This is a genomic window from Anaerococcus sp. NML200537 (genome assembly GCF_026131715.1).
Classification (GTDB): Bacteria; Bacillota; Clostridia; order Tissierellales; family Peptoniphilaceae; genus Anaerococcus; species Anaerococcus kampingae.
In genome coordinates this window covers 1-21,410 of sequence record NZ_JAMXSL010000028.1, presented here as the reverse complement: position 1 = coordinate 21,410, position 21,410 = coordinate 1, and the positions used below count along the sequence as shown (strand labels likewise).

The following is a 21,410-nucleotide window of genomic DNA, read 5'->3' as shown; positions in this document are numbered from 1 at the left end:
TGCTAGCTTATTTTTAGAATATTTACTTGTCTTCTTTTGTAGCTGCTTTGTAGATTTCTTCTAGGTAGCCTACTGTGTTATTGAGGGTTGCACCTGTTACTGCATCTACTGGTTTGCCATTTTCGTTTGAATCTATTACTTCTTTGATTTCTTCTGGAGTTTTGCCTACTACGAATTCTTCGATTGCCTTGTAGTTTTCGTCAAGGTTTTTAGTAGCCTTGGCCATATCCTTCATCATCTTTGAATATTCTTCGTTATTTTCAAGCTTGCTTGAAAGTTTCTTAGCAGGATCTGCATAGTTTTCGCCGAATTTCTTATCTGAGTTTGGTACTCCGTCTTCGCCTATATATTGAAGTTCATCGATGCTTGCAGCAACGATTTTTCCATCTTCTACTACTACGAATGTATCTGTTACAGCATTTTTTGCACCAGCTGTACCAAAGAATTGTTGAACTTTGATTTTTGCTGGATCACCTTCAAAGGCAACTGCATTGTCATCTTCTTCTGCTGTTTCGATGATTGCTTCTAGGTAGCCCTTTGTATCAACAAGTGTAGCTCCTGTTACGGCATCGATTGCTTTTCCATCTTCAGCACCATCAACTACTTCTTTAAGCTCATCTATGGTTTTGCCTTTAGCGAAATCTTGGATAGCCTTGAAGTTATCAGCGATTGATACTGTAGATTTAGCCTTTTCTGTCATAAGCTTAGAATAAGCTTCGTTGTTCATAAGTTTTGAACCAAGGATTTTACCTTCTTTTGCACCTTTTTTGAATTCTGTATCAGAATCTTGGTTTGGAAGGGCTACGAAATCTGATCCTTCGTCAAAATATTGGAATTCATCGATGCTTGCATCTACGATTTTTTCGCCATCAGTTACAACAGCAACTCTAGCAAAGGAGCCTTCTCCGTGAGGAGATTCTAGGCTACGTCTTAGGACAAGTTTGCCCTCAAAGTTTGCCTTTAAATCCTCTACTTTATCTTCTGCTGCATCTTTGGCATCTTCAGCGGCATCCTTTGCATCTTCAGCAGCATCTTCTGCCTTATCTTTTGCATCGCTTGCAGCATCCTTAGCTTCTTCTGCTACATTTTTTGCCTTTTCACCAGCATCTTTTGCTGCTTGGTTGCCACATCCAACAAAGACTAGTGAAAGAGCAAGAGCTAGGCTTGCTAACTTAATTTTGTTTGTCATTTTTCCTCCTATAACATTCATTCATGCAAGTGGTTTGCGTTTTACTTGCAAATGTTTACCGTTTGACTATACCTAACCAATATGAAAATTCAAGCTTTTCTATTTTTCCAAAAATAATATAATTATAGGTGGAATTATAAATGGAGAATAAATATGGGATTAATTTTTACAAATAAGGTCGAAAAAGTCGATTTAGACAAGCTAATGGAAGTCTATAGAGAATCTAATTATGAAAATCTTAATAAGCTTTCTTATCCTAGCCTTGATGATTTAGAAAATGCTTACAAGCAATATTTAGTTAAAGATTTTTTTGCAAATAAAGAAAATTACCTAGCTACCTTAAGGGATGAAAACAATTACTTAGCAGCCCTTAGACTTCATAGGGAAGATGGGGGATATTTAATAGAAGCTATTGAAACAAGAGAAGACTCTAGAAAAAAGGGTTATGGTTCAAGACTTTTAAGCCTAGTAATAAGCAGAGTCCCTGAAGACTTATATTTAAGGTCTGAAGTGGCTGAGGATAATATTAAGTCTATTGGCCTACATAAAAAATTGGGCTTTATTGAAAAAGAAAAAATTGCTAAAGGGCTTTTATTTATAAGATTTGGGCAAAAAAAGAAAGCTATATAGAAAACAGAAGCGGGAAACACTTTCTAGGATAGTTACCTTTAAGTTAAGAAAAAATTATGGTATATGGAGAGTAATCTAAAAATTTGGATATATTCAAATTTTTTGTTTTCTATTTTAGCTTTCTTTGTGTGAAAATCTTTTAAGGATTTATCATTAATTTTAAACTTATCTTTTATTAGATTCGTAGATAGCACCTAGGCCATAACCAAGCCCTAAACATATTATAAAGGCTGCTACTATGCCATCTTTAAGGGATAGACTTGCAAATAGACCAAGCATAGATCCTAGCTGGAGACCCATAAGCTTATAGTTTTTAGTAGCGTTTTCTTGAATGTCGAACATAATTAGTCCTTTCTATTTTTCTATCTCTATCGATTTATCATGATATCTTGCTCTTGCAAAGATTATACCAGAAAACTATAACTTTATCAAGATAATGTAGTATCCAAATCTTAAAAATTTTACTTTTTTATCAAACTCCTACAGGTAAACCCCTACAGTAAGCCGATTTTTTTAATTTAAATTTTTAAATTCAAGCAAAGAAAAACCAGTAGTTACCTACTGGTCATAATTTTTTGATTTTATGATGAAATTGAAACTGATTTTGCCAGCCCATCTTCTACAAATATAATTAGGGCAAGGCCTGTTTCTTTAACTTCCTCAAAATATTTTACAAATTCATCCCTTGTCATTTCCTTAGCTGGTGCCATACCGCCTACAGCCTCAAATACTGTATCATCATCGATTAGGAAAGAATTGTCTTCTTTATTTTCGATTTCTTTGACATTCTCATAATCAGCTGGGTCTTTGAGATAATCAAATGATCCTGATACGATAAGTTTGTCATCTTCAATTTTAGCTTCATAAGCAGTAGAAGTGATATAGTCTTTACCCTCACCCTTAAGGCTAGCTATAAGACTTGTCACATATTTACCATCGTCTTTAAGAGTATTTTCATCTTCTTTAGATTCTTTATCTTTGGATGGTGCTTTTTCCTTTTTATCTATCTTTTTGTCTTCTTTTTTCATATCAGCTTTTTTAACTTCTATAGTTTCTTTTTTGATATTTTCATCATCTTTATCTGTATTTTCTGCTGTAGCCTTTGCATCTTGGTCATCTCTTGCAGGCTTGTTCTCGCTTGCCTTATTTGGGGTATTTATATCTTCGCCTTTATCTTCGCTTGCAACAGCTTCAGGTTCTGTAATTTCACTTGTTTGTGGTTTAGTATCATCACAAGCTACTAGGGCTAGTGCCATCATTGAAATTATTACTGGTTTTAAAAGTTTATTTTTCATATTCCACCTCACCCTTATTATACCCTAAATAAGATTTTAAAAACTTAAAATCCCTGTAAGTTTTGATAAAATTGGGTATTTATATAGTAGATGAGTAGTAGAATTAGGAAGATGTTTATATTAAAATACTAAGATAATTAATTTTGATAAAAATTATCATGATTTTTTAGCTAAGTTTGAAAGATGACATTGTTCTTTTAGTTATCTTGATAAAACTTGCTTTCTACTCAAACAAATTTATAAGATATTTGACAGAAAAAATATTCTTGACAAAACGTTTTCTTAATATTATAATTTACTCATAAGGATAATAATGTAAGGAGGATTATATGCTTTTTAAAACAACAGAACAACACGAAGAGCTTAGAAAAAAAGTTAGAGCTTTCGCAGAAGAAAAGGTAAAACCAATAGCCTTCGACCTCGATCAAAATAACCAATTTCCTGATGATATAGTTAAGGAAATGGGTGAAATGGGCCTTATGGGTATACCATATCCAAAAGAATATGGTGGAGCAGGACTTGATGTTACCTCTTACGCTATAACAGTTGAAGAATTATCTAGAGTAGACGGTGGTGTGGGCGTTATTTGCTCAGCACATACTTCTTTAGGTAGCTGGCCAATCTTTGGTTTTGGTACAGAAGAACAAAAACAAAAATACTTAGTTCCACTTGCAAAAGGTGAAAAAATCGGTGCTTTTGGTCTTACAGAAGAAAACGCTGGTTCAGATGCTGGTGGTACAGAAACTACAGCAGTTCTTGATGGAGATTACTATATCCTAAACGGTAAGAAAATCTTTATCACAAATGCACCAAAAGCTGACATATATGTAGTATTTGCAGTTACTACACCAGGTATTGGTACACATGGTATCTCTGCTTTCATAGTAGAAAAAGAATTTGAAGGATTCACCTTCTCAGACCACTATGACAAATTAGGTATCAGATCATCTTCAACAGCAGAACTTCATTTTGACAATGTAAAAGTTCCAAAAGAAAACTTACTTGGTAAAGAAGGCCAAGGATTTAAGATAGCTATGGCTACCTTAGACGGTGGTAGAATCGGTATAGCTTCTCAAGCCCTAGGTATCGGCCAAGGAGCATATGAATCCGCTCTTACTTATGCAAAAGAACGTGAACAATTTGGTATGCCAATAGCTCACCTACAAAGAAATACATTCAAACTTGCTGATATGGCAACATATCTACGTGCAGCAAGACTAATGATCTATTCTGCAGCAGAACTTAAAGAAAATCACGAAAGATATTCTGCAGAAGCAGCAATGGCTAAACAAGTAGCATCAGACCTTGCAATGAAGATAACAACAGAAGCTATCCAACTATATGGTGGTTCAGGTTATATCAAGGGTGTAGATGTAGAAAGATTCTTCAGAGATGCTAAGATAACACAAATCTACGAAGGAACCAATGAAATCATGAGAGTAGTAGTTGGTGCTAGTACAGTAGGTCGTGCTCCAAAGATGAAAAGAGCAGGCTCAGCTGCTAAATCAGGTCCAATCGCAGGTGTTCGTAAAGGTGAAATCTTTGAAGGAGACCCAAAAGAAGCAGTTAAAAACCTAGTAGCAGCCCTCAAAAAAGACGGCTACGACTTTACAATAGGCATCGACCCAATGACACCAATTGGCGAAGCACAAAGAGTAGTAGTAGCAGGCCGTGGTATAGGTGAAAAGAAAAACATGAAGCTAATAGAAGACCTAGCTTACCAAGCAGGAGCAGCTATTTCATCATCTAGACCAGTAGCAGAAACATTAAAATACGTACCACTAGATAGATACATCGGTATGTCTGGACAAAGCTTTAGAGGCAACCTATACATCGGTGTAGGTGTATCAGGAGCAGGCCAACACTTAAAAGGCATGAAAGATGCATCAACAATAGTAGCAATCAACAACAGCAAAAACGCTCCAATCTTCAATAACTGTGACTACGGTATAGTAGGCGATGCAATGGAAATTCTTCCACTATTAATCAAAGAACTTGATAATGGCCAAGAAAAGAAACCAGCACCACCACAACCAAAAATCAAAAGAAGTAAACCAAGAAAAATGGCTCCAAAAGAAGACGTTTATCTAGACCTAGGTTCAGGATATGAATATGACCCAGAAGTAGGCGATCCAAGCCAAGGAATAGAACCAGGAACACCATTTGACAAACTACCTGACAGCTGGGTAAGCCCAGTATCTGGCGAAGCAAAAGAAGAATTCATCAGAATGGAATTCCCAGAAGATAGAAAGTAGTAGGAGGAAATAATGTATACAGTTAGAAAAGTAACAGATGATTTATATTATGTAGGTGGCGATGATAGAAGACTTGCCTTATTTGAAAATATATTTCCAATACCTGAAGGCGTATCTTATAACTCCTACCTATTAATGGATGAAAAAACAGTTTTAATCGATGCAGTAGACTGGGCAATAACAAGAGAATACATGGTAAACGTAGCAAGAGTATTAGATGGCAGGGACCTAGACTACTTGATTGTTCACCACATGGAACCAGACCACTGCTCATCAATAGAATTGATGCTACAAAGATATCCAAACCTAAAGATAATTTCTTCTGAAAAAGGAGTTATGTTCATGAGACAATTTGGTTATCACGTAGACGATAGATACATCGAAGTAAAAGAAGGCGACACAGTAAGCTTTGGTAAACACGAATTCACCTTCGTAGAAGCACCAATGGTACACTGGCCAGAAGTATTAATGTCATATGATTCATATGACAAAGTCCTATTCTCAGCAGATGCCTTTGGATCATTTATCGCAAACAACGGTAGACTATTCGCAGACGAAGTAAACTGGGATAGAGACTACCTAGACGAAGGACGTAGATACTACACAAACATCGTAGGTAAATACGGTACATTCGTACAAAAGGCCCTAGCAAAAGCAGGTGGTCTAGACCTCAAATACATCTGCCCACTACACGGCCTAGTATGGAGAGATAACTTCGGCTACATCATCGACAAATACGTACACTGGGCAACCTACGAACCAGAAGAAGAAGGTGTCCTAATCGTATATGCATCAATGTATGGTAACACAGAATTTGCAGCCCAAGCCCTAGCAAGCAAGCTATGTGAAAAAGGCATGACCAACATCTCCTTAAGAGACGTATCAAGCACTCATGTATCAACCCTAATAGCAGAAAGCTTCAAATACTCAAACATAGTCCTAGCATCTGTAACCTACAACCTAGGAATCTATCCAGTAATGCTCAACTACCTAGAAGACATGAAAGCTCTAAACCTACAAAACAGAGCAATCTCAATCATAGGTAACGGAACATGGGCTCCACAAGCAGCAGAAAAAATGGAAAAATTCATAGACGAAGAACTAAGACTAATGGACGTTCTACCAGAAAGCTTAGACATAGTATCATCACTAAAGAAAGCAAAAGAACCAGACATGGATGCCATAGTAGATGGAATCTTCGACTCAATGAAGAAGAGAAGAGAAGAAAAAGCAAAAGCAGCTTCTCAAAAGAAGGGCAAAAAATAAGTAAAAATCTAAAAGGCGGGGAAATCCTCGCCTTTTTGTGTGGAATTTTTTTTCAAGCCTACTTATAGGGAATTGAAAGCAGGCTTGAAAAAATCAATCTTCTCCTTATAATGGTAAAAAGTAGAAGATGTCAATTACAATTTAAAATTGATAGTGATAAGTCAATGTAAAATCATTTTAAAATTATAAATAGGAGAAAAAATGAACTTAAAATCACAAGAATCTAGAAAAATAGCGCCTGAGCTTGACCCTTTAAGAATAGGAATGGGCTGGGAAGTTGAAGATCTATCTAAGGCTCAAATCTACATAGGCTCAACCTTTGGAGACTCCCATCCAGGATCAGCACATTTGGATAGTTTGGTTGAAATAGCTAGGAAAGAAATTTACGATAAAGGTGGATTTGGGTCAAGATATTATTACACAGACATGTGCGATGGCCAAAGCCAGGGAACAGACGGGATAAATTATTCCTTAGTCAGTAGGGAGATGATTGCAAATATGATTGAAATTCAAGCAAGTGCCCTACAATTTGACTCTGCAATTTTTGTAGCATCTTGTGATAAGGGAGCGCCCGGATCCTTGATGGGCATGTTAAGGGTAGACTTGCCAGCTGTATTTCTTCCTGGTGGAGTCATGGCAGCAGGGCCAGAAATGCTAACCCTAGAGCAACTTGGCATGTATTCTGCCCAATATGAAAGAGGAGAAATTACAGAAGAAAAATTAAACTGGGCCAAGCACAAGGCCTGTCCATCTTGTGGGGCCTGCTCTTTTATAGGCACAGCCACAACCATGCAAATAATGGCAGAAGCCCTAGGTCTTGCCCTACCAGGAAGTGCAGTCTTACCTGCCATAGGAGATGATATTAAAAAATACGCTCAGATGGCAGGAGCTAGAGCCTTTGAAATAGCAGGCGATGAGTCTATGAGGCCATCTAATATTTTAACAAAGAAAAGCTTTGAAAATGCCATCCTAATCCACGCAGCCATATCAGGATCAACCAATGCCATGATGCACCTTCCAGCCATAGCCCACGAACTAGGCATAGAAATAGATGGGGATGACTTTGATAGAATCCATAGAAAGGTAAACTTCCTACTAAATATAAGGCCAGCTGGCAGATGGCCTGCAGAATTATTTTATTACGCAGGAGGCCTTCCAGCTGTTATGAAAGAATGCTATGACCTACTAAATCTAGATGAGATGACCATAACAGGTAAAACAATCAGAGAAAACCTAAAAGATTTAGAAAGATATGGATATTTTGAAAAGTGTCAGGGCCTTCTTGATAAATTCAATGAGAAATTTAAGCTAAATATCAAAAAAGAAGATATAATATTTCCTTATTACAAACCAATAAGTGTGGGTGGGTCAGTCGCAGTCCTAAAGGGCAACCTAGCCCCAGAAGGAGCAGTCATAAAGCATACAGCCTGTCCTAAAGAGATGTTTGTGGCAGAACTTATCGCAAGGCCTTTTGATAGCGAAGAAGAATGCCTAAAAGCAGTATTAAATAAAGAAATCAACAAGGGTGAAGCAGTATTTATCAGGCACGAAGGCCCAGTTGGAAGTGGCATGCCAGAGATGTTTTATACATCAGAAGCGATCTCATCAGACAAGGACCTTGGAGCATCAATAGCCCTAATAACAGATGGTAGGTTTTCTGGAGCATCAACTGGACCAGTCATAGGCCATGTAAGCCCAGAAGCAGCCAAAGGAGGCCCTATTAGCCTAGTAGAAGAGGGAGATATAATCGAAATAAATATCCCTGAAAGAAGGCTAAATATAATAGGAATAAATAGGGGAAAATGTAGTGAGGAAGAAGTCGAAAAGATCTTGGAGAGTAGAAGAAAAAAATATAAAAAAAAGGACCCAAAATACAAGAGGGGAGCCATCAAAATTTTGATGGAACATTCAGTAAGTCCAATGAAGGGTGCTTATTTGGAATTTGATGATTAGGAGTTTTCAAATACTTACAAAACTTGTAATTAAATTTCTTCTGATTTAATGTTACTATTTAATTAACAAAAATGAGGAGGATATTATGAAAAAAATATTCAAAATCCTAGTCCTAATTTTAATACTTGCTTCCTGCTCATCCCAAGGCAAAGTCAAAAATCCGGCCACCCAGTAATATATAGTAGGAACAGGCAATATAAAGGGCAATGTAGATATAGATAAATATTTAAAAATAGATCAGAGATTTGAAATAGGGGCAGATAAAGAAGGCATGGCAGTATTCAAAGACCCCCACAAAGCCTACCAGGCCCTCACAGAAAAATACAAGGGTGGAATAAATCTAATCCAAAAAGAATTTGACCTAGAAGATTTAAGCGAAACATCCTATGAGTCCTACAAAATCTACGGCGGGCAAGTAGAAACAGGGACTCAAGAAGAAAAGGACCAAGCCAAATTTGTATCGAGATTTTTTGATATTTATGAAAATAGTTTTGAGTAGAAAAATGTTAATATATCTTGTGAATTTTAATTTGTTTGCCAGGGTATAGAAAATTATACAATAAGTATTTTAAGTTAGTAAAATTTTTAGATAAATAATAATGAATATTAAAAACCAGGATTAGAAATATCTCAAATCCTGGTTTTTCCTTACATTATCTTCTTATTGATAGCATTAACAATGATTTCCTTGCCATCTTTTAATTCAAATTTGTATTTTTCGCCTTCGCCGTCGTTATAGAGTTTCCATTCTTTTATTTCTCCGCCGCCGTTTGATTCTAGGGCTATGTGCATGGCTTCTTCTGGTGGGATGGCCTTGCCTAGGTCTACTGGGTTTTCCTTATCGGCTTCCTTTTCCATTTCAGCTTCTGTTGTTTCTGCTGAGTTGGCATTTACTTTTAGCTTATATTCATCCCCATTTTTCTCGCCTTCAAAGGTGTAGTAAGCTTCTCCATCTTCAACTTCGTAGCTTACCTCTGTAAGATTGTAAGGAGCACCACCCACGTGGCTTTCAAATTTGTAGCTTGCAGCCTTTAGGCTTACCTTGTTATCTGGCATGACCATTTCAGCTGTAGTTTTTTCTTTATTGTCATCTGCTTGATCAGTAGCTTGTTCTTTATTATCGTTAGCAGGAGTATCTGCTTTTTCTTCAACTTTAGTTTCTTCTTTGGTATTAGCTTTTTCACCATTGCATCCAGCAAAAACAAAACTTGTTGCTAGAAGTAGAGCTAGTATTTTTTTATTCATATTTTCCCCCTTATAAAAGCTTTGAACATTAGTATTATACTAAAAGGCCTATGTTTTACAAATTATAGAGTTTAATGTCTATTCTATATCAAAAGCTTTTTAGACTTGATAAATCAATTAAATTGTAGCAGGATTTTTTAGTCTATTTTATTATCTCTCCCGTTGACCCGTTGATTTTTACATCCTTGCCTTCTGCTATATTTATGTAGTAAACTGCCTTTTTATCTTCGATTTTTAACTCGTATCCCTTTACCCAAGCGCCTTTACTTTGCTTCTCTAGGGCCTTTTCCATTGCATCAACGCCAGAAATAATATTTTTGAAGTCTAGGGCGAGTTTTTTATTGGTAGTGTCTTTTTCGATTTTTTCTTCTAGGATTTGGGCATTGTCATCGATTTTTAGCTTATATATCTTTCCGCTTTTAAATCCCTCAATATTTAGGATGAAAAGCTCATTGGTAAATTCCATTTTTATTTTATCTATATTTATTGAATCCATGTCTGCCTCACCAAAGTTGTGGTTGTGGAATATTTTTAGGCCGTCATCTAAGCTTTTTGCAAAATCTGGGACAGGTTTCTTTTTTATTTTGGAAATTTTCGTATTTTTATTTTCAACTTGCCTTATACCTGTTTCACTATTTTCCTTATTTGTATTATTACATCCCGTTAGCAAGAAAACAAAGGCTAATAAACCTATTAACACTTTTTTATTCATCTATATCTCCATAAGAATCTTTTTGTTATTGAGATTATACTAAATAGCTTTGCCTTATCAATTTTTATTGGTTTGCTTTGATTTTAGCGAAAAAATAGACCCATTTGGGCCTATTAATTTTAGAATTTAGTCTCTTTTTATTATGTCGCCTGTTGTGGCGTCAATTTTTACGTCCTTGCCATTATCTAGCTCTATGTCGTAGACTACCTTGCCGTCTTCAATTTTTAGTTCATATTCTTTGACTTTAACATCTTCAGCTTGGCCTTCGAGGGCCTTTTCCATGGCATCTACACCAGAAATTATATTAGTAAAATCTATGGCAAGTTTTTTCTTATCGTCGTCATCTTCGATTTTTTCTTCTAAAATTTTGCCATTGTTGTTTATCTTAAGCTGGTATTCTTTGCCATCTTTAAAACCTTCAATGCTATAGATTATATCCTTATCTAAGATTTCAACCTTAAGTTTATCGAGATTAAAAGAATCAGCTGATGCATCTCCGAAATTGTGTTCGTGGAAAATTTTGACTGCGTCTTCCATATTCATGGCCACTTCAGGAGCTTTTTCTTTATCTGTGTCATCAGTTTTTTTCTCATCTTCAGAAACTTCTTTTACACCAGTATTTGTATCTTCAACCTGGCTTGTTTCTTGTTTAGGTTTTTCTGCAGATTTTACTTCTTTATTACCACAGGCTCCTAAAATAAGGCTTGCTAAAAGAATTAGGCTTAAATTTTTGATTTTCATATTTTACTCCTCTTATATAATATTAGCTCAAAAAGGAATTCCTGTTTTCTTAAATATATTTACCAGAGATTAGAAAAGTTTAAAATTTCTTACAAAAGTTTTAAGATTTGTAAGTATGATAATAAAAAAATAGACCCGAAGGCCTATTTTAAAATTATTTAATTATTTCGCCAGTAGCTGCGTCGATTCTTACATCTTCTGCGTTTTCTAGGTCTATGTCATAGACTGCTTTGCCATTTTCTACTTCTAGCTCATAGCCTTCAATATAAACATTTTCAGCTTGACCTTCTAGGGCCTTTTCCATGGCTTCTTTGCCTGTTATTATAGCTTTTCTATCTATAGCCATTACCTTTGTGTCATCTTCTGCTTCTGTTTTTTCGCTGATGATTTCAAGAGTATTGGCATCTAAAACGGCTTCGTATTCTTGACCATCTTTAAAACCCTTTACGCCATAGCAATATTTGCCATTTTCTTCGTCAAGTTCTGCACTTGTTAGCTCGATTGCCTCATCTTTATAGTGGGCATAAAAAGCGTCGATTGCTTCTTCTAGTGTTTTTTCTGTGGCTGGGATTGGATTTTTTGCAGCTGTGTTTGCATCATTTGCTACTTCCTTTACTGCATCATTATTTTCTGCTACTTGGCTTTCTTCTTGTTTTACTTCTTTTGCTCCATCATTAGCTGGCTTTGCTGCTTGATTGCCACAAGCGCTAAGGACTAGGCCTGCTGCTAGCATCATTATTAATTTTTTATTTTTCATTTTATCTCCTTAATTTTCATCGTCCTACTTTGTTATATACCCAAGAATTGCAGATTTTAAGCATTTTTTCTTTTTTTCTGTATGAGGACCATGTATATATTTATTTTTAGGGTAGAATTCTAGGTAAGATTTGATAGATTTTTTAGGGAGGTGGTTTTATTAATAGGTATTCGAAGATTACGGATAAGACTAAAAGGGAGATTGTCCTTTTAAAGGCTAGGCCTTGCAAGTGGGGCAAGTGTAGCTTTTGTGATTATATAGATGACAATGAAGTCGATGAAAAAGCGATTGATGAGGTCAATTTTGAGGTTTTAAAAAATGTGACCGGAGAATATGGGGTCCTAGAAGTCATCGATTCGGCTTCGGTTTTTGACCTGACTGATTCGACTCTTGCTGAGATAAAGAGGATTGTAGAAGAGAAAAATATTAAGCACTTATTTTTTGAGGCCCATTGGATTTATAGGAAAAGGCTAGATGAGATAAGGAATTATTTTAAAATTCCTATTACCTTTAAGACTGGCGTTGAGACTTTTGACAATGATTTTAGGGAGAAGGTCCTTAGAAAGGGTGCGACCTTTACAGATTATAGACAGGTTAAGAAATATTTTGATTCTCCTTGTGTGATGGTTGGAATTAAGGGCCAGACTAAGGAGATGATTGATAGGGATATGGAGATAATTAGGGAATTTTCCCATGCTACTGTCAATATTTTTATGAATAATTCCACACCTATAAAGAGGGATGAAGACCTGGTTAGCTGGTTTGTCGAAAAGTATAGGTATCTTGAAGATGATCCAAAGATTGATATCTTATTTGAAATCACTGATTTTGGAGTGGGTTGATTAAAATTTATTTTAAATGACTTGTTAGCAAGTAAATAGGTCTTTTGACTTGATTTTACATCTAGCAAGCTATTTTTATTTGCTAAACTTTATCTAAATTTAACAAGGATTTGATATAATTATACTAGAAAGTTAGGAGGTTTTATGAAGGTTCTTATTGTTGAAGATGAACTCGACTTGCTTGATTCTGTTGCCGAAGGGCTCAATCTTTTGGGCTATGCGACTGATAAGGCAAGCGATGGAGATACTGCCATTGATATGGCTTATGTAGAAAATTATGATATCATCATCCTTGATGTGAATTTGCCTGTTAAGGATGGTTTTGAGGTTTTAAAATCTATCAGGTCTTTTGATAAGGAAGTTGCAATCATCATGCTTACAGCCCGTTCTGATATAGAAGATAGGGTGGCAGGACTTGACCTTGGGGCAAGTGATTATATGACCAAGCCTTTTGCCCTTAAGGAGCTTGATGCCAGGATGAGAAGCCAGCTTAGGCGCAAGCAAGTTCACACTGAAAGTGAGATTGCCATAGCAGGACTTGTATTTGATACGGCTAAGAGAGAGGCTTCCTATCAGGGCAACCCTATTAGCCTTACCAGCAAGGAAACAGGGATTTTGGAATATTTGTTCTTAAATTCTGAGCGTTTTGTCCCAACTGAAGAGCTTATCGAGCATGTGTGGGACTCTAATGTGGATGAATTTTCAAACTCGGTTAGGGTTCATATGTCATCTTTAAGGAAGAAAATCAAGAAGGTTTGCGGGAAGAATCTGATTGAAAATGTGATAGGCAGGGGCTATCGTATCCATGAAACAGAAGTTTTATGATTCGATAATTTTTAAACTCATAGCATCTGTCGTTATAATTTTTATAGTTATGCTCCTTGTAGTCATGTATCTTGTAAATCGCAAACAGTCCATGGTTATAGATGCTGTGATGGAGGAATTTCAGACCAATTTGCCCTTTAGGGACCATTCGGTGGTCCTCTTTGTGGATTCGTCCAAACTCCAATTTACCAGCGATTTTAAAATCTATCTTTTCTTCATAATCACCGGTGTGATCATAGTTGGGTCCTTTGTTTTCGCCCTAATTATCAGGAAAATCTTGGCACCCCTTAAAAATCTCCAGGAAAAGATAAGTAATGTGGATATAGATAAGCCAGAAAGCTTTGAAAATCTGGCCCTAGTTGATTCTACATCGACAGAGATTGTCGAGCTTTCCCAAAGTTTTGACAAGATGCTTAGGAAAATTTACGCAGATTACAAAAGGCAGAAGGATTTTTCTTCAAATGTAGCTCATGAGCTTAGGACTCCAATTGCTGTTATGAAAAGCCAGCTTGATGTCTACAAGCAAAAAATCCACACAGAAGACTCTATGAAGATGGTAAGGGTCCTTGAACACAATGTAGACAAGCTAAATGGCCTAGTCGATGCGATCTTATCCTTGAGGAAAAAGTCCCAGCTTAAGCTAAGCAAGTTTTCTCTAGAGAGCTTGGTCGATGAGATTATCCTTGATTTAGAAGATAAGGCAAGTGATAAAAAGGTAAGTCTTGCCTATGAGAATTTAGACTTAGATATAATAAGCGATGACTCCCTCATGCAGAGGCTCCTTTATAATATTATTGATAATGCTATCAAATATAATAAGGAGGGTGGTTCTGTTAAGGTCATCGGGGAAGAATCAGGCGATGAGATAAGGATTTTGGTTAAGGACACAGGCATTGGCATAAGCGATTCTGATAAGGCTAGGATTTTTGATCTTTTCTACCAGGTGGATAATTCTAGGGGAAGCGAGGGCTATGGGATTGGCCTTTCCCTTTCAAAAACTATAGCTGACATGCTAAGGGCGGATATTGATATCAAGGAAAACGAGCCTTGCGGGTCAATATTTATTATAAAAATTCCTAAGTCTTTATCATAACTTAACAAGGCCTATGTTATCATGATTAAGGAAGGTGAGAAATGAAAAAATATAAAAAATCACTGGCCATCTTAGCCCTAAGCCTTGCCTTCATTGGCTATGGGCTTTATAGAAAAGAGGCCGATACAGTCTTTATGAAGGCAATTAACTTATGTTTGGAGTGTATAGGAATTGGATAGAGTAAAAAATACAAAGAGAATGATTATCCAAGCCCTATCAACCCTAGCTCACAACTTCCACTTACCCAACTTCCTAAAGGGAAAGATTTACCAGGGTCCTGGCAAGAAAATTTGCCTGCCAGGCCTTAACTGTTATTCCTGCCCAGGTGCTGCAGGATCTTGTCCTATAGGAAGTCTACAAGCTGTAATTGGCTCAGCCAAGTACAGGGTCTCCTTTTATGTGATGGGCCTTATGATGTTTTTTGGTGTAATGGTCGGTAGGCTTATATGTGGGTTCTTGTGTCCTTTTGGATTTTTCCAAGACCTATTTTATAAGATACCAACAAAGAAGTTTTCCACCAAAAAACTAAAGGTCCTAAGATCAATTAAATACATAATCCTAACTAGCCTATTAATATTTGTAGGCTTTGCCTTGAAGGGAAAATACGAAGTGGTTCCCCCTTATTTCTGCAAATATATTTGCCCCCAAGGCATAATGGAAGCAGCCCTTCCTCTAGCAAGCAAAAATGCCAACCTAAGGATGGCCCTAGGACCGCTATTTAGGATGAAATTTGTAATATTAATAATTACAATAATCTTATCAATCATATATTTTAGACCATTTTGTAAGTGGATATGCCCACTTGGAGCCTTTTATTCCTTGTTCAACAAGTTTTCCTTCTATCAATTGGAACTAAGCAAGGATAAGTGCATAAATTGCGGCAAGTGTGCTAGAGTTTGTAAGATGGATGTGGATATAAGACAGTCAACCAGTCACTTAGAATGTATAAGATGTGGCGATTGCCTAAAGGCTTGTCCAACAAAGGCAATCACAAGCGAATTTTTAAATATCAAAAAGAAAGAGGAAAAAGATGAAAAATAATATCAAAAAAGGCCTAGGAGCCTTAGCCCTAGTTCTAGTACTTGCAGGATGTGGAAACAGCGCACCAAAGGAAGAAGCTAAAGATAAGGGAGCTGAACAAGCCCAAGAAATGGCAGTTCCAGAAGGACAAATGCCAGAAGGAGCTCAAATAACAAAAGATACAACTACAAAAATCGAAGATGTAGACCAAAGCCAAAGACCAACAAACCTAGGCAAGTTTGAAGCGACAGACCAAGAAGGCAAGAAATTTACCAATGAAGATTTAGGAAAATATGATGCAACAGTCATCAACCTATGGTTTACAGGTTGTTCTGCTTGTATACAAGAAATGCCAGAGCTAAATAAGCTAGCAGATGAATTCAAAAAGGATGAAAAAGTAAACTTCGTAACCCTCTGCACAGACAGCGAATACGATGACTCAACAAAGGCAGCCTACAAGAGAATAATCGAAGAAAATAAGCCAACCTACCAAGCCCTAGGCGTAAAACAAGAAGGCGACATCAAAAAATTCATCGACAACATTTTTGCCTACCCAACAACAATAGTAGTAGATAAAAACGGCAATGTCATAGGAGATGATGTAGTAGGAGCGATTGCAAACAAGGATCAACAAGAAAAATTGATGAAAAACATCGAAGCTGCAAAAGAAGCAAGCAATAAGTAAAAACTCAAACCCCTTAATAACTTTTTTCCCGGCAAGAGCCGGGATTTTTTTGCCCAAAGATTGCCTTATTTGATATAATAAACTTATGTAAAATGAAATTATTAGGTTTATTTTTATAAGTGAAAATTTTAATTACAAATGGAGAAAAAATGAAAAAGAAGGTTTTATTGCTAAGCTTAATATTAGCAGGAATTATGAATGCTAACACAGCCTTTGCTGCTGATATTATTTATTATGATGATTCTGATTTAGATGCTTTTCTTGAGGAATGTCAGGCAGGCACAAGTGATGAAAAAGAACAGGCGCCTACTCTAAAGGAAGAAGAACCTACAAGAGAAGATATTTATTATAAAAACCCTGACGGGACCCTTGCCAAGGGTTTGACAGATACAGGAGAGGTTCGCAGGTATTTTGACAAGAAGACCGGCCAAATGGTCAAAAATATGACAATCGCCAGCGAAAATATCCATGTTGATAAAAATGGTAAGGCCCATTACATCGGTTGGGATTATTTTAATGGTAAGCTCGGTTATTACGACCCTCAAACAGGCTATGCCAAGGGCCTAAAAACTATTGGAAATATCACCTATGGTTTTGATGAAAATGGGGCGATTTTTAGAAAGCAAAATAGGGTCTTTAATGGGCAAAATTATTATTTCAATAAATTTGGCGAAGCGACTAAGACTGATGGGTCTTATGCCAGGGGCTGGGTTGGGGATAGGTATTTTTTTGAAGATGGCAAGCCTGCTGAGGGCTTGGTAGAAATTTCGGGTAAAAAATATGCCTTCCACGAAAGAAGTCTAAGGCTACTTAGAAATACTCAAAAGGTCTTTAATCATAAGCTTTATAAAATAAATGATAAGGGCGAGGCTATCTATCAATATGATGTGGCTCATGCAAACCTAAGTAGGGGGACTAATGGTGAATTTAAGCCAGGCTTTTCTCAAAATCTTATGAGAAAGACCCCTTATTTTTACCAGAAAGATGGGCGTTGGGCAAAAAGAGCCTACGCAACAGGTACCATGGGAGGTTTTGGTTGTGGGCCAACAGCCATGGCCATGGTCCTAAATAGAAAGCTTAATACAAACGATATCTACCCAACCAACACCATGGCAGTAGCCCGTGATTACTCATCTTGGGATGGGACTGATTGGCAATATTTCATAGAAGGAGTCGAAGCCTACGGCCTTAAATCCTACGACATACCAGTCCAAAAAGACGCCTTCGTTCAGGCTCTTAAAAATAATCCTATAGTTGTAAGGGTAGGGGCAGGATCCTTTATAAATACAGGCCATTACATGGTTGTAGATTCCTACCAAAAGGACCACTTCCTCATAAATGACCCTTATAATATGAGAAGAAATACCCTTGATAATATCCCATGGCAGAGACTAAGGGGAGAAGTGACAGTAGCCTGGGAGATAAAATAAAAAAGCAAGCCTATAAAGCTTGCAATGTCAATCAATTCCTAAAAGTAAATAGGAAAGGTATTTATTTTTTATCTTGTAAATAGCTTCAGCAATAATGTAGGAGACAAGGATTGAAATTATTAGAATTCCAATATCCTCTATAGGAATCCTTGTCTTAATTATCACAAAGAGGGCTGGATATATATAAATTAATCCAAAGATAAGGTAATCACTAAAGCCCATAGCCTCTTCCTTGCTAATGGTTTTAAGGGCCAGATAGGTCAGAGGGAAAATTGTAAGCATAAAGCCATAGTCGACTTTGACCAACCTTTCTTTCAGGTAGACTTCGCCAGCTACAAGTCCTAGGGCTAGGACTAGGAGTACTGGTCTGATATTTGATGCAGATCTAACCTTAATAGCCATAAGATAAAAGCTAAAATATAGGAAATAATCCTTAAAAGGACTAAGGCTGTCAAGCCTTCCTACAAAAATTATGGCGAAAAAAATCAAAAGACAAAGCCCTGCAAGAAATGGGGTAATAGAGCTTCCAAAAATTTGATTTATAATAAGCTCTAGGATAAAAAAACCACCCACCATAAGGATTAACCTGTAAATATTTGTGATAATTTCAACTATATCGTAAGGAACTTTCGCAAGATTACTCCCATTAACAACAAAAGCCATGACCAAGCTATAAAAAATGAGAGGGACAAACATAATAAAGACCTTTTTTGTATCAATAAAGGAAATCTTAAAGGCCAGGTAGGCGATAATTAGGGATGTGAGAGACCTTTCTATTAAATTTTCATCAATTATTAGGTATTTTGCAAGAAAAGCCTTAAAAATCAAGCTCAAAAGGCTTAAAATACATAAAATGCTTGCAAAATTATTTTTAAAATACTTCATACTATTATCATATCATAAATTCATCGTAAATGGTATAATAAATAAAAGGAAGGAATTATGGCAAGAGATACAACAAGACAAAGAAGAGACAGACGTGAAAGACCTTCCCCTTCTAGGGAAAGAGTAGACAGGACCAGGCGCAGAAAAGCTAGGGAGAAGAAAAGAAGAAGAAGGACCTTTGGCCCTTATATCCTAATATTTATCCTCTTAATAGCAAGTGTGTTTTTTATATCAAGGTCCATAAGCCACAATGTAGATAGGACTGTGGCAAGAATTGAATCAGCAATCAAAGGCGACGATGAACTCTTCATGAAAGAAAACATGGATAGGATCGATCTGATTTTTGACGTGCTCAAAAAATCTTATTCAGAAGATGAGGTCAAACAAGAAGACTTTATAAAAAATAATTTCAAAAATCTTGATATAAAAGTTTTAAACAAATTAGACATAGACGGGGGCAAGGAAATAAGTCTAAGGATATCAAATGTGAACTATGTAGAGGAATTTGACAAGGTCAAAAACATAGAAGAAGCCAACCAGCACGAAGAATATATGAGAAAGCTCTCAGCATCAGATGCCAAGCTTAAAAACACCGATGCCAAGATATTTCTAAAGAAAAAACTCTTTGGCTATGATATCTACGAATCAAGAGAATTTATAAATGGGATAATAGGCGGAGCCTTGGATTTAGTCAATGAAAGCAAATAGATCAATTAAGAGAACAAAAGAAGAAGCCCGTGACCTAAATCCGGTCCTAATCACCCTAATATTGTCAATCCTTATCATAATTCCCCAATACCTCCTAGGTCTTATAGGAGGTATTGGGAAAAATATCAAGGTCATAGATGATTTTTTCACCTACATGGACACAAATAACATGTCCTTCTTGCTAATAATTTATTCAACCGCACTCACCCTATTTTTAGCCTATATATTTGCAAGGAAAGTCTTAAAAAGAGATAAAATTTCCCTAGGCCTCGTAGATGATAAGAAATTTATCTCCTATGCCAAGGGCATCCTGCTGGGATTTTCACTTTTAAGCCTCATAGCCCTAATCTTAAAATCATTAGGCTTTGCAGAAATAGTAACAAACAAGACAGACCTTAATATAAAGCTCTTTTTAATCTTCATACCAGCCTGGATGATCCAAGGTTTTGAAGAAGAATTTCTAATGAGGGCAATCCTAATGAACCAAATGGCAGGAAGGGGCAAAATCATCCTTGCAATGGTCGCAAACTCCCTAATATTTTCCATCCTCCACTTGGGAAACTTGGGCTTTAGCCTTATGGCCTTTATAAATATATTTTTAATTGGAATGATATTTTCCCTATTATTTTATAAAGAAGACTCAATATATATTTCAGCTGGGGCCCACTCCTTCTGGAACATGACCATGGCCAATATCTACGGTGTAGCTGTCTCAGGCTTTAGCCAAAGCGGAGCAAACATACTTAAAACCACCCTTAAGGGAAGGGACCTAATCTCAGGAGCAGACTTTGGCCTAGAAGGCTCAATTGTAACAAGTCTTATCTTAGCCATTGTACTGATAATTTTAATAAGTAATATAAGAAAGAAATCTTGCCCAAAGTAGGCAGGATTTCTTTTCGTAAGGACGGACACTATGTCTATATATAAATTTGCAAATAATTTAAGAAAAATTAGAGAAAATAAAAAACTTAGCCAGGAAGACTTGGCGCATCTTTCAGGAGTAAACCGCAGGTCCGTATTAAGGCTAGAAAATGGCCTAATAAAAGAGCCGACCATCGACACCCTCCTAAAATTATCAGCAAGCCTAGAAGTTGATCTAGTTGATTTATACATAAAAGATATCTATGAATCCCATTACTTATATAAGGACCTTCTATCAAGCTTTGACATTCTATGCGGTTTTAAACCTAAGGAAGAAATCCTTCTTTTAGAAAAAAAGTTAAATATATTAGAAGCTGACCCAAATTTCAAGGGAAAAGACTATGAACTAGCTCTAATGAGGCTTTTTATAAAAAACTTAAAAACACCCATCCTGATTAGCCTACAGGAAGAATTTGAAGACCTTACATCTACTAGGCTTAACAAAAATAATTTGCTGACTAAGGATTTGAGTTTTTTAGAAGCTAGATTGCTGCTTAATATTTGTAATAAAAATAAATCTTATAAGGAAATAGAAAGAGAAGATATTCTGAATAATTTAATTACAAAAAGAGACAAACCTATTATAGTTATAATGGCATATAATATTCTTATAAATAGAATGTATGTAAATGGGACATCTAAGGAAGCCTTAGAATTGGCGGATAAATCGATACAGTATGCTATAGATAATCATATTATTAATTCATATGCTCTTTTATATTACTTAAAATTTTTGTGTTTTTATGAAATAGGAGATGACAGATATATTAATTCACTTAATTGTGCAAATATGTTTTCATCACATTTAGATAATTGTATGTTATCAAAAATTATTGACAAGAAATCCAAAATTGTTTTTGGAGATTAATTATATAAATTTATATAACTAAATCAATAAATCCTAAATTTAATAAATTTTTTCAAAATAAAAATTTGAAGTAATTTAAAACATTTAATT

Annotated in this window: 24 protein-coding genes; 16 read left to right on the top strand and 8 right to left on the bottom strand. The window is 36.1% G+C overall.

Annotation, left to right across the window (positions count from 1 at the left end):
* Window positions 1–22: 22 nt before the first annotated feature.
* Window positions 23–1,189, bottom strand: a complete 1,167-nt coding sequence (locus NH288_RS08220) for a peptidoglycan-binding protein (RefSeq protein WP_265214542.1) — start codon at window positions 1,187–1,189, stop codon at window positions 23–25.
* 153 nt (window positions 1,190–1,342) lie between these two features.
* On the opposite strand from NH288_RS08220, the gene NH288_RS08215 reads away from it, so the two are divergent.
* Window positions 1,343–1,819 (top strand): GNAT family N-acetyltransferase, encoded by a 477-nt coding sequence (locus tag NH288_RS08215; protein ID WP_265214541.1) that lies wholly within the window; start codon window positions 1,343–1,345, stop codon window positions 1,817–1,819.
* Between the two features lie 165 nt (window positions 1,820–1,984).
* Here the strand turns inward: NH288_RS08215 and NH288_RS08210 are convergent, their stop codons facing one another.
* Both NH288_RS08210 and NH288_RS08205 read right to left on the bottom strand, forming a co-directional pair.
* On the bottom strand, window positions 1,985–2,161 hold the full coding sequence (locus NH288_RS08210) for a hypothetical protein (RefSeq protein ID WP_265214539.1): 177 nt from the start codon (window positions 2,159–2,161) through the stop codon (window positions 1,985–1,987).
* A gap of 239 nt (window positions 2,162–2,400) precedes the next feature.
* Entirely contained in the window at window positions 2,401–3,114 is a 714-nt protein-coding gene (locus NH288_RS08205; RefSeq protein WP_265214537.1) for a hypothetical protein, read from the bottom strand.
* 329 nt (window positions 3,115–3,443) lie between these two features.
* On the opposite strand from NH288_RS08205, the gene NH288_RS08200 reads away from it, so the two are divergent.
* From NH288_RS08200 to NH288_RS08180, 5 genes are all read left to right on the top strand, one after another.
* Complete coding sequence (locus tag NH288_RS08200; protein WP_106461301.1) at window positions 3,444–5,369, top strand: acyl-CoA dehydrogenase family protein; 1,926 nt, start codon at window positions 3,444–3,446, stop codon at window positions 5,367–5,369.
* 12 nt (window positions 5,370–5,381) lie between these two features.
* Window positions 5,382–6,635: an FprA family A-type flavoprotein gene (locus NH288_RS08195; protein WP_106461302.1), complete on the top strand. Its 1,254-nt coding sequence runs from the start codon at window positions 5,382–5,384 to the stop codon at window positions 6,633–6,635.
* Between the two features lie 201 nt (window positions 6,636–6,836).
* Entirely contained in the window at window positions 6,837–8,588 is a 1,752-nt protein-coding gene (gene ilvD / locus NH288_RS08190; RefSeq protein ID WP_106461303.1) for a dihydroxy-acid dehydratase, read from the top strand.
* Window positions 8,589–8,673: 85 nt separating this feature from the next.
* Window positions 8,674–8,763, top strand: a complete 90-nt coding sequence (locus tag NH288_RS08185) for a lipoprotein (RefSeq protein WP_199792193.1) — start codon at window positions 8,674–8,676, stop codon at window positions 8,761–8,763.
* A 96-nt stretch (window positions 8,764–8,859) separates the two neighbouring features.
* Window positions 8,860–9,087, top strand: coding sequence for a hypothetical protein (locus NH288_RS08180; RefSeq protein ID WP_265214529.1), 228 nt, complete (start codon window positions 8,860–8,862; stop codon window positions 9,085–9,087).
* 149 nt (window positions 9,088–9,236) lie between these two features.
* On the opposite strand, the gene NH288_RS08175 is transcribed toward NH288_RS08180, so the two are convergent.
* The 4 genes from NH288_RS08175 to NH288_RS08160 form a co-directional block, all read right to left on the bottom strand.
* Complete coding sequence (locus NH288_RS08175; RefSeq protein WP_265214528.1) at window positions 9,237–9,833, bottom strand: PepSY domain-containing protein; 597 nt, start codon at window positions 9,831–9,833, stop codon at window positions 9,237–9,239.
* A 142-nt stretch (window positions 9,834–9,975) separates the two neighbouring features.
* Window positions 9,976–10,545 carry a PepSY domain-containing protein gene (locus NH288_RS08170; RefSeq protein WP_265214526.1) on the bottom strand — a complete coding sequence of 190 codons (570 nt, stop codon included), beginning with the start codon at window positions 10,543–10,545 and terminating at the stop codon, window positions 9,976–9,978.
* 126 nt (window positions 10,546–10,671) lie between these two features.
* Window positions 10,672–11,286 (bottom strand): PepSY domain-containing protein, encoded by a 615-nt coding sequence (locus NH288_RS08165; protein WP_265214525.1) that lies wholly within the window; start codon window positions 11,284–11,286, stop codon window positions 10,672–10,674.
* Between the two features lie 154 nt (window positions 11,287–11,440).
* Window positions 11,441–12,043 (bottom strand): PepSY domain-containing protein, encoded by a 603-nt coding sequence (locus NH288_RS08160; protein ID WP_265214523.1) that lies wholly within the window; start codon window positions 12,041–12,043, stop codon window positions 11,441–11,443.
* 320 nt (window positions 12,044–12,363) lie between these two features.
* Here NH288_RS08160 and NH288_RS08155 point away from each other — a divergent pair, with 320 nt between their 5' ends.
* The 7 genes from NH288_RS08155 (at window position 12,364) to NH288_RS08125 (ending at window position 17,938) form a co-directional block, all read left to right on the top strand.
* Window positions 12,364–12,885 (top strand): radical SAM protein, encoded by a 522-nt coding sequence (locus tag NH288_RS08155; protein ID WP_265214521.1) that lies wholly within the window; start codon window positions 12,364–12,366, stop codon window positions 12,883–12,885.
* A 144-nt stretch (window positions 12,886–13,029) separates the two neighbouring features.
* Window positions 13,030–13,710, top strand: coding sequence for a response regulator transcription factor (locus NH288_RS08150; RefSeq protein WP_106461314.1), 681 nt, complete (start codon window positions 13,030–13,032; stop codon window positions 13,708–13,710).
* A complete protein-coding gene (locus NH288_RS08145) occupies window positions 13,691–14,803 on the top strand; it encodes a sensor histidine kinase (RefSeq protein WP_265214518.1) in 1,113 nt (370 codons plus the stop codon). The genes NH288_RS08150 and NH288_RS08145 overlap by 20 nt, the downstream gene beginning before the upstream one ends.
* Window positions 14,804–14,844: 41 nt before the next feature.
* A complete protein-coding gene (locus NH288_RS08140) occupies window positions 14,845–14,982 on the top strand; it encodes a CD1871A family CXXC motif-containing protein (RefSeq protein WP_199792195.1) in 138 nt (45 codons plus the stop codon).
* Window positions 14,975–15,844, top strand: coding sequence for a 4Fe-4S binding protein (locus NH288_RS08135; protein WP_265214516.1), 870 nt, complete (start codon window positions 14,975–14,977; stop codon window positions 15,842–15,844). Before NH288_RS08140 ends, NH288_RS08135 begins: the two co-directional genes overlap by 8 nt.
* Window positions 15,834–16,508 (top strand): TlpA family protein disulfide reductase, encoded by a 675-nt coding sequence (locus NH288_RS08130; RefSeq protein ID WP_265214514.1) that lies wholly within the window; start codon window positions 15,834–15,836, stop codon window positions 16,506–16,508. Before NH288_RS08135 ends, NH288_RS08130 begins: the two co-directional genes overlap by 11 nt.
* Before the next feature lie 149 nt (window positions 16,509–16,657).
* The gene (locus tag NH288_RS08125) at window positions 16,658–17,938 is read left to right on the top strand and encodes a C39 family peptidase (protein ID WP_265214512.1); all 1,281 of its coding nucleotides are present in this window, start codon (window positions 16,658–16,660) and stop codon (window positions 17,936–17,938) included.
* Window positions 17,939–17,965: 27 nt separating this feature from the next.
* On the opposite strand, the gene NH288_RS08120 is transcribed toward NH288_RS08125, so the two are convergent.
* A complete protein-coding gene (locus NH288_RS08120) occupies window positions 17,966–18,823 on the bottom strand; it encodes a hypothetical protein (protein ID WP_265214510.1) in 858 nt (285 codons plus the stop codon).
* A gap of 57 nt (window positions 18,824–18,880) precedes the next feature.
* Here NH288_RS08120 and NH288_RS08115 point away from each other — a divergent pair, with 57 nt between their 5' ends.
* From NH288_RS08115 to NH288_RS08105, 3 genes are read left to right on the top strand one after another with little or no spacing between them, the layout of a single operon-like run.
* Window positions 18,881–19,531 (top strand): hypothetical protein, encoded by a 651-nt coding sequence (locus NH288_RS08115; RefSeq protein WP_265214508.1) that lies wholly within the window; start codon window positions 18,881–18,883, stop codon window positions 19,529–19,531.
* Window positions 19,518–20,414, top strand: a complete 897-nt coding sequence (locus NH288_RS08110; protein ID WP_265214506.1) for a CPBP family intramembrane glutamic endopeptidase — start codon at window positions 19,518–19,520, stop codon at window positions 20,412–20,414. The genes NH288_RS08115 and NH288_RS08110 overlap by 14 nt, the downstream gene beginning before the upstream one ends.
* Before the next feature lie 30 nt (window positions 20,415–20,444).
* On the top strand, window positions 20,445–21,320 hold the full coding sequence (locus NH288_RS08105) for a helix-turn-helix domain-containing protein (RefSeq protein WP_265214504.1): 876 nt from the start codon (window positions 20,445–20,447) through the stop codon (window positions 21,318–21,320).
* Window positions 21,321–21,410 lie beyond the last annotated feature (90 nt).